The organism is Pseudoalteromonas sp. CR1 (genome assembly GCF_019392235.1).
In the GTDB taxonomy this organism is placed as follows: domain Bacteria; phylum Pseudomonadota; class Gammaproteobacteria; order Enterobacterales; family Alteromonadaceae; genus Pseudoalteromonas.
In genome coordinates, this window is sequence record NZ_JAHXRM010000454.1 from 1 (window position 1) to 251 (window position 251).

Genomic DNA, 251 nt, shown 5'->3' on the forward strand with positions numbered 1-251 from the left:
GAGACGCTGACTATCTATCCCCGCACCGCCTGGACCAGTTCGATGTAGGGAGCCGCCTGGCGCTGATCCGCGATCAGATCCAAGAAGGACCGGCCCTTGGCATCCCGCGCGTTCAGGTCATATCCCGCTTCGATGAAAACGTGCAGGAAGCGCTCGAAGTCGTCGATTCGAAGACCGCGGTAGGCCTTGATCAGCTTGTGCAGGGCCGGCGGCGTGTCGTCGGCCGGCTCCGGAAGCAGAAACAGTTTGAT

The 251-nt window shown here is 61.4% G+C and carries 1 protein-coding gene; it reads right to left on the reverse strand.

Annotated elements, in window-relative coordinates:
• Window positions 1-14 precede the first annotated feature (14 nt).
• Window positions 15-251: PA4642 family protein (locus KZZ04_RS20125; protein ID WP_219424026.1), on the reverse strand; the 237-nt coding region annotated here is incomplete at its 5' end.